Raw genomic sequence first — 7,846 nt, forward strand, 5'->3', positions numbered from 1 at the left:
CACCCTGCCCGCCGGAACCCCCGGCGGGCAGGGTGACGGTGACGCGGCGGCCGTCGACCTCCAGCACGATCGTGCGGCGCTCCCCCACCGGCGCGGGCGTGCCCGGCTCCTGCGGGTGGAGCGCGGCGCGGCCCGCCCACGCGGTCTCGATCCAGCGGGTGTGCACGGTGAACCCCCCGCCGTCCGCGGTGAAGGCCGGGTCGTCGACGACGGAGCGGTGGAAGGGCAGGACGGTGGGCACGCCCTCCACGGCGAACTCGGCGAGCGCCCGCCGCGCGCGGGCCAGCGCCTGCTCGCGGGTGGCGCCGGTGACGACGAGCTTGGCCAGCAGGGAGTCGAAACCGCCGCCCACGGTGCTGCCGCGCCGCACCCCGCTGTCGACGCGGACGCCCGGCCCGCCGGGCGCGTCCCAGCGGGTGATCGTGCCGGGGGCCGGGAGGAAGTCGCGGGCGGGGTCCTCGGCGTTGAGCCGGAACTCCACGGCGTGCGCGCGCGGTTCCGGATCCCGCTCGAACGGCAGCGGGTGCCCCTGCGCGATGCGGAACTGCTCGGCGACGAGGTCGACGCCGTAGGCCTCCTCGGTGACGGGGTGCTCGACCTGCAACCGGGTGTTCACCTCCAGGAACGTCGTCGTCCCGTCCTCGCCGACGAGGAACTCGACGGTCCCGGCACCGCGGTACCCGGCGGCCCGGCAGACCTCGCGCGCGGCGGTGGTGATGCGCTCGCGCTGGTCGTCGCCGAGGAAGGGCGCGGGCGCCTCCTCGACGAGCTTCTGGAACCGGCGCTGCAGCGAGCAGTCGCGGGTGCCGACGACGACGACGTTCCCGCGGTCGTCGGCGAGGACCTGCGCCTCCACGTGGCGGGGCCGGTCGAGCCAGCGCTCGACGAAGCACTCCCCGCGCCCGAAGGCGGCCACGGCCTCCCGGCTCGCGGAGGCGAACACCTCGGGCACCTCCTGCAGCGTGCGGGCCACCTTCAGCCCGCGCCCGCCGCCGCCGTGGGCGGCCTTCACCGCCACGGGCAGGCCGTGCTCGCGGGCGAAGGCGAGCACCTCCTCGACGCCGGAGACGGGTTCCGCGGTCCCCGGCACCAGGGGCGCGCCGACCTCGCGGGCCAGGCGGCGGGCGGAGACCTTGTCGCCCAGCAACCGGATCGCCTCCGGCGGCGGGCCCACCCACGTCAGGCCGGCGTCGAGGACGGCCTGGGCGAAGTCGGCGTTCTCGGACAGGAACCCGTACCCGGGGTGCACGGCGTCGGCGCCGGAGCGCCGGGCCACCTCCAGCAGCTTGGCCGCGTCGAGGTAGGTCTGCGCCGCGGTGGCGCCCCCAAGGGCGAACGCCTCGTCGGCGGCGGCCACGTGCGGGGAGTCCGCGTCCGGGTCGGCGTAGACGGCGACCCCGGCGATCCCGGCGTCGCGGGCGGCGCGCAGGACGCGCAGCGCGATCTCGCCGCGGTTGGCCACGAGCACCTTCCGGATGCGGGTGGTGCTCATCGCGGGTCCTCCTCGGGGTCGGTGGGCGGGAGCGGCAGCGGGGTGCGCAGCAGGGCGGACGGGTCCCCCCAGCCGTCGTGCTCCACCGGCCGGGGCGGCCGGGGACCGGGCGGTGGTGCGCTCGGGTGCAGCAGCGCGAGGGCTGCGACGACGGCGGCGAGCTCGGCGTCCGTGGGGTGCCCGCCGACCTCCCAGCCGCTCACAGCGGCACGTTCCCGTGCCGGCGGGCGGGCTGGTGCCCGCTCTTGCGGTGCAGCAGGCGCAGCGCGGCCGCGAGCCGTGCCCGGGTGCGGGCGGGGTCCACGACGGCGTCGACCTCCCGGTCGCGCACCGCCGCCTCCGGACCGGCCGCCCGCGCGGCCTCGTGCACCGCCCGCGCCCAGTCCTCCGCGGTGCCGGGCGCGGCGGCGGTGGCGGAGGCGGTGGCGGTGGCGGTGGCGGTGGCGACCTCGTCGCGGGCGGCGGTCAGCGCCCGCGGCCAGGCGAGGACGAGGTCGGCGCCGACGTGCCGGGAGCCCAGCACGAGGCGGGCGGGTCCGTGCGCCCGGCCGGTGACGACGGTCAGCAGCGGCACGGTCGCCTCCGCGTAGGCGTACAGGAGCTGGGCGAGGGCCGCGGTGGGCGCCCCGTCGTCGTCCTCGCCGGCCGGGAGCGCACCGGCCGTGTCGACGAGGGTGAGGACGGGCAGCCCGAACGCGTCGCACAGGCGCACGAACCGGGCGGCCTTGGCGGCGGCGTCGGCGTCGAGGACACCGCCGCGGACGGCCGGCTGCGGGGCGACGACACCGGTGCTCCACCCGTCGAGGTGGACCAGGGCGGTCACCAGCTGGGGCGCGTGGGCGGCGTGCAGCTCCAGCGGACCCGGGCCGTCGCCGCCGTCGTCGGCGAGCCGGGCGAGCACCTCGCGCACGTCGTAGGGGGCACCGGCCCGGGCGGGCAGCGCGTCGGCCAGGTCCGGGTCCTCCTCGGCGGGGTCGGGTGCGGGCTCGGGCAGCCGCGGCGCGCTCGCGCGGTTGTTGCTCGGCAGGTGGGCCAGCAGGTCGCGGACGAACTCCGCGGCACCGGCGGCGTCGTCGGCCACGTGCGCGAACCGGCCGGTGGTCCGCGCGTGCAGCTCGGCGCCGCCGAGCGCGCCGGCCTCGCGGTCCAGGCCCGTGACGACACGCGCCGCAGCGGGTTCGGCGAGCGCTGACCGTGCCGAGGGGACGGCGACGACGACGTCGGCCAGCGGCAGCAGCAGCGCCCGCGCGCCGTCGGCGGCCCCGAGCACGACGCTCACCTGGGGGACGACGCCGGACAGCGCGACGCCGGTGCGGGCGAGGTCGCCGAACGCGCGCGGGTCGGTGACCTCGCCGGCGTCGACGACGGTGACCAGGGGGCGGCCGGTGCCGGCGGCGAGGGCGCGCACCCGGGACTCCGCGTCGGCGCCGGCGGCGTCGCCCGGCCCGGCGGCGACGGCCAGGCAGACGTCGCGGCCGTCGACCTCGCCCGCACCGGCGGGCGAGGCGCCGTCGGCGAGCGGGACGGCGGTGCCCTCGTCGAACAGGGCCGCGGCGAAGGCGCGGGCGGCGGCCAGGCCGTCGCCCTCCCGCGGGTCCCCGGGGCTCGAGGGGTCCTGGGGGTCCTGGGCGTTCCGGGGGTCCTGGGGGTTCTCGTCGGTCACGGTGCGGGGACCTCCCGTGCTGCGGGGGCGGGGCGGAAGCGCAGGGACTGGCCCGGGCGGACCTGAGCGAGCAGGTCGACGTCGGCGTCGCGCACCACCCCGACGACGGGGTAGCCGCCGGTGACGGGGTGGTCGGGGCCGAAGAGGACGGGCTGCCCGCTGGGGGGCACCTGCAGGGAGCCGAGCGCGACGCCCTCGGAGGGCAGCTCGTCGTGCCGCGCCCGCTCCAGGCCGGGCTGACCGGCGGGGCGCTGCAGGCGCAGGCCGACGCGGTCGGAGGCGGGGGTCACCGTCCAGGTGCCGGTGAACAGGACGGCGGGCTCGGTGAACCAGTCGGCGCGCGGCCCGAGGACGACCCCCGCGGTCACGGTGCCCGTGGCGGGGCCGGGGACGGGCGCGGTGCGCAGCGCCGGGTGGCGCGCGGGCGGGGCCCCGACCGCCAGGCGGTCGCCGGGGACCAGGGGGGCGGGGCCCAGACCGGCGAGGGTGTCGCGGCTGCGCGAGCCGAGGACGGGTTCGGCGTCGACACCGCCGCGGACGGCCACGTAGGCGCGCAGGCCGGCGGTCGCCGGGTCGAGCCGCAGCACCTGCCCGGCACCCACCACCAGGACGCTGCTGTGCGGGGCGGGAGCGCCGTCGACGCTGACGGGGGTCGGGGCGCCGGTGACGGCGAGGACGACGGGCTCGGCGGCGCGGACCTCCAGGCCGCCGAGGAGGACCTCCAGCGCGGCGTGCCCCTCCGGGTTGCCGACGAGGCGGTTGGCCAGCGCGAGCGCGCCCCGGTCGGCGGCGCCGGCGACGCCCACGCCGTAGCGGAACAGCCCGCGCCGGCCGCGGTCCTGCACGGTGGTCAGCGGTCCGGTCGCGAGGACCTCCAGGCCGTTCACCGCTCGCCCTCGCGCACGAAGCGCACGACGGTGCCGGGGCGCAGCAGCGCGGGCGGGTCGGCGGCCGGGTCCCACAGCGTCGCCGCCGTGGTGCCGATGACCTGCCAGCCACCCGGGGAGCGGCGCGGGTAGACCGCGCTGAAGCCGTCCGCCAGCGCCACCGCACCGGCGGGGACGGCGGTGCGCGACTGCGCGCGGCGCGGGACGGTCAGGCGGCCGTCGGGGCTGCGCAGGTAGCCGAAGCCGGGGGCGAAGCCCACGAAGGAGCACTCCCAGGTGGTGCCGGTGTGCCGGGCCACCACCTCCTCGGGCGTGGTGCCGAGCAGGTCGGCGACGTCGGCGAGGTCCTCGCCGTCGTAGCGCACGGCCACGGTGACGACCTCGTCGGCCGCCCGGGGGACGCCCGGGGAGCCGGGGGCCGCGGGGGGTGCGGCCCAGCGCCGCAGCAGCTCGCGGCCCACGGAGACCGCGTCCGCGCCGGGCAGCAGGGTGACGAGCACGGTCCGGGCGGCGGGCAGCACGTCCTCGACGCCCTCGGGGGCCTCGTCGGCCAGGGCGCGGGCGAACTGCGGCACGCGCAGGCCGCCCGCCTCCCCGGCGGGTTCCAGCAGCCAGGCGCGGTCACCGGCGGGCAGCAGGCGGGCGGCGCCCACGTCGGCGCTCACGTCGGCGACCCCAGCTGGTGCGCGCTGTCGGGGACGTCGGTGACGAGCATGTGCCCGGGGGCGTGCGTGATGGCGAACGGCACCCCGGAGGCGGCGACGGCCGCCTGCGGGGTGACCCCGCAGGCCCAGAAGACCGGGACGTCGCCGGGTTCCAGGTCGACGGCGTCCCCGAACTCCGGGGCGTCGAGGGACCCGGCGAGCAGGGCGCCGGGGTCGCCGACGTGCACGGGTGCGCCGTGGACCGCGGGCACGCGCGCGGTCACCTCCACCGCGGTGGCGACGAGGGCGGCGGGGACGGGCCGCATCGAGACGACGAGGGGGCCGTGCACGCGCCCGGCCGGGCGGCACTGCCGCGTGGTGACGTGCATGGGGACGTTGCGCCGCTGCTCGACGTGGCGCAGCGGCACGCCGGCCTCGGCCAGCGCGGTCTCGAAGGTGAAGCTGCAGCCGATGGAGAAGGCGACGAGGTCCTCGCGCCAGTGCTCGCGCACGTCGGTGGGCTCGTCCACGAGCCGCCCGTCGCGCCAGACCCGGTAGCGGGGCAGGTCGGTGCGCAGGTCGGCGCCGGGCGCGAGGGCGGTGCCGGTCTCCCCGGGTCCGGTGACGTCGAGGACGGGGCACGAGCGCGGGTTGCGCTGGGCGAACAGCAGCACGTCCCAGGCCCAGTCGCGCGGCACCGCGACGAGGTTGGTCTGCGTGGACCCGGGCGACCAGCCGGCCGTGGGCACGGCCGTCCCGGCGCGGAACAGCGCCCGCGCCCGCTCGGGCGGGGTGTCCGCGGGGGAGGTGCGCTGCGCGTCGCTCACGGGGCCTCCGTCGGTCCGGTCGAGGTCGTGCACAGCACTGTAGGGATCGTTCAACGATCTGTCTGCCCCCTGCGCGACCGCGGTTCAGCCGTGCGCCGCCAGCAACTGCGCCTCCGCGCGGTCCAGGTAGGCGGCGAGCAACCGCCCGGCGCGCCCGCGCTCACCGGCCTCGAGGTGGTCGGCGATGCGCGCGTTGTCCTCCAGGTACGGCTCGTGGAAGGGGCGCGGGTCGGCGACGACGACGAAGGCGAGCCGCAGCTCGGCGAGCAGGTGGCGCATGCTCTCGTCCATGCGGGGACTGCCCGCCAGGGCGACGAGCGCGGCGTGGAAGTGGCTGTTCGCCGTGCCCACGCCGTCCCAGTCACCGGCCCGCCCGGCTGCGCGCCCCTCCTCGACGGCTGCGTGGACCCGTTGCAGGGCAACGGGGTCGTGCGGTCCGTCGACGGCGGCGAACTCCAGCACGCGCCGGAAGCGGTACACGTCGGCCACGTCGGCGGTGGTCAGCGAGCGGACGAAGACGCCGCGGTGCAGCTCGTGGTGCAGCAGCCCCTCGCGCACGAGGAGGCGGAAGGCCTCGCGCAGCGTGTTGCGCGAGACGCCCAGGGACACGCTGGTCGCGTCCTCCGGCAGCCGCGTCCCCGGCACCAGCGCCCCCTCGGCGACGAGGTCGCGCAGCGCCTCGGCGACGCGGTCGGCGCCGCCGCCGGCCAGGGCGCGACCGGCGGAGCTCAGCCGCTCCGGCAGTCGCGCACCGCTGCCCGCGGATCGGGGTCCCATCCGGCGAAACATAGTCGCAACGACGGAACCGTTGCCAGGTCGTTGAACAACTCGCTAGCGTCGGCGCCCGTCCGCTCCTCCCTCCCCCACCTGGTGAGGTCATCGTGGCCCTTTCCCCCCGTTCCCTGCGCGCCGGCTGGCGCGCCGCCGTCCTCGGCGGCTGCGCCACCGCGCTCGTGGCGGGTGGTGCGGCGGCACCCTCCGCCGCGCAGCCCGCACCCGCGAGCGCGCTGCCGTGCGCGGCGCCCTCGACCGTCCCCACCGTCGAGGAGTCCCGCCTCGGCCAGCCCCTGGTGCCCGGCGGGGAGGCCGCCTCCGCGCAGTTCCTGCGCGCGGCCGGCTTCGACGCCCTCGTGGAGGAGTTCGCCGCGCGGTTGTGCGCGGCGAGCACCCTGCAGGAGGCGCACGAGCTCGTGCGCGGCAGCGGGCAGCGGCTGTGGGACACGGCCGTCGCCCGCGCCCAGGGCCGGCTGACCAGCGGCACGATCGACCGCTACGACGACCGCCCGCTGTACTGGGCGCGCACGTCGATGAGCGCGGCGCTGCGCTCGCTGGACGCTGCGTACCTGGAGAGCCCGCTGCAGCGGCAGGGCCTGCTGCACGTGCTCGACCGCACCAGCCGCGGCATCTCCTCGGTCGACTGGTCGCAGGAGGAACCCGGGGCGACCCGCGTGGTCATCAGCGGTTTCGACACCTACAGCCTCGACGCGAGCCTGCGCAACTCCAACCCCTCGGGGGCCACCGCGCTGCAGCTGGACGGCCGCACGGTGCAGACCCCGCAGGGGCCGGTCACCGTCGAGGCCGTCGTCCTGCCCGTCAACTACACCGACTTCGACCAGGGCGTCGTCGAGGACGCGTTCGGCCCGGTGCTGGCCACCGGGGAGGACCGCACCGACATGGTCATGACGATCAGCCAGACCGGCCGCGGCCGCATGGACGTCGAGCAGTGGGCCGCCAACGCGCGCGGCGGCTCGCCCGACAACAACCGCAACCAGCAGTTCGGCCCCGTCTCGCGCTCCTCGCACTGGCCGCAGCCGTACGACTCGCCGGAGTGGATCGAGACGACGCTGCCGTACGAGGCGATGATCGCCGCCGGCACCGGTCCGTGGCCGGTGCAGCTCAACGACGGGATCTGCGAGTGGCCCGCCGGGACCTGGCCGGACCCGACGGCCCTGCGGTGCGCGGACGACCCGAGCCCCGGCAGCCGGGCCGCCTCCGGCCCGGGCGGCAGCTACCTCTCCAACGAGAGCATGTACCGCTCCAACCGGCTGCGGATCGGGATGCAGGCCTGGGACGTGCCCGGCGGGCACCTGCACGTCTCCGCGCTGCAGTACCCCGAGGACCTCTCGCTGCTGACCGACCCCGCGTTCGAGGCCGACCGGCGGGCCGTCGTCGACCAGACGGTCGCCCTCGTCACCGCCGCCGGTGCCGGGGGGGGGGGGGGGGGGGGGGGGGGGGGCGGGGGGTGGGGGGGGGGGGGGGGGGGGCCCCCCCCCCCCGGGGGCCGGGGGGGGGGGGGGGGGGGCCCCCCCCTCGCGCAGGGCGGCGGCGACGTC

At 78.3% G+C, this 7,846-nt stretch carries 8 protein-coding genes; 1 reads left to right on the plus strand and 7 read right to left on the minus strand.

Going from position 1 to position 7,846, the window contains the following annotated elements; all coding sequences use genetic code 11:
- From ACRYM2_RS22255 to ACRYM2_RS22285, 7 genes are all read right to left on the minus strand, one after another.
- Nucleotides 1–1,492 (minus strand): acetyl-CoA carboxylase biotin carboxylase subunit (locus ACRYM2_RS22255; protein ID WP_432524813.1); only part of this gene is annotated, 1,492 nt, incomplete at its 3' end.
- The gene (locus ACRYM2_RS22260; protein WP_432524814.1) at nucleotides 1,489–1,695 is read right to left on the minus strand and encodes an acyl-CoA carboxylase epsilon subunit; all 207 of its coding nucleotides are present in this window, start codon (nucleotides 1,693–1,695) and stop codon (nucleotides 1,489–1,491) included. The genes ACRYM2_RS22255 and ACRYM2_RS22260, both read right to left, overlap by 4 nt.
- The gene (locus ACRYM2_RS22265; protein ID WP_432524816.1) at nucleotides 1,692–3,155 is read right to left on the minus strand and encodes a carboxyl transferase domain-containing protein; all 1,464 of its coding nucleotides are present in this window, start codon (nucleotides 3,153–3,155) and stop codon (nucleotides 1,692–1,694) included. The genes ACRYM2_RS22260 and ACRYM2_RS22265 overlap by 4 nt, the downstream gene beginning before the upstream one ends.
- Nucleotides 3,152–4,042 carry a 5-oxoprolinase subunit C family protein gene (locus ACRYM2_RS22270; RefSeq protein ID WP_432524818.1) on the minus strand — a complete coding sequence of 297 codons (891 nt, stop codon included), beginning with the start codon at nucleotides 4,040–4,042 and terminating at the stop codon, nucleotides 3,152–3,154. Before ACRYM2_RS22270 ends, ACRYM2_RS22265 begins: the two co-directional genes overlap by 4 nt.
- Complete coding sequence (locus ACRYM2_RS22275) at nucleotides 4,039–4,707, minus strand: 5-oxoprolinase subunit B family protein (RefSeq protein WP_432524820.1); 669 nt, start codon at nucleotides 4,705–4,707, stop codon at nucleotides 4,039–4,041. The genes ACRYM2_RS22270 and ACRYM2_RS22275 overlap by 4 nt, the downstream gene beginning before the upstream one ends.
- The gene (locus ACRYM2_RS22280) at nucleotides 4,704–5,513 is read right to left on the minus strand and encodes a putative hydro-lyase (protein WP_432524822.1); all 810 of its coding nucleotides are present in this window, start codon (nucleotides 5,511–5,513) and stop codon (nucleotides 4,704–4,706) included. Before ACRYM2_RS22280 ends, ACRYM2_RS22275 begins: the two co-directional genes overlap by 4 nt.
- A gap of 84 nt (nucleotides 5,514–5,597) precedes the next feature.
- A complete protein-coding gene (locus tag ACRYM2_RS22285) occupies nucleotides 5,598–6,290 on the minus strand; it encodes a GntR family transcriptional regulator (protein ID WP_432524823.1) in 693 nt (230 codons plus the stop codon).
- A 104-nt stretch (nucleotides 6,291–6,394) separates the two neighbouring features.
- On the opposite strand from ACRYM2_RS22285, the gene ACRYM2_RS22290 reads away from it, so the two are divergent.
- Nucleotides 6,395–7,846, plus strand: a 1,452-nt coding sequence (locus ACRYM2_RS22290; protein WP_432524824.1) for a hypothetical protein, incomplete at its 3' end; no start/stop codon positions are given.

The organism is Kineococcus aridisoli, from assembly GCF_050871885.1.
In the GTDB taxonomy this organism is placed as follows: domain Bacteria; phylum Actinomycetota; class Actinomycetes; order Actinomycetales; family Kineococcaceae; genus Kineococcus.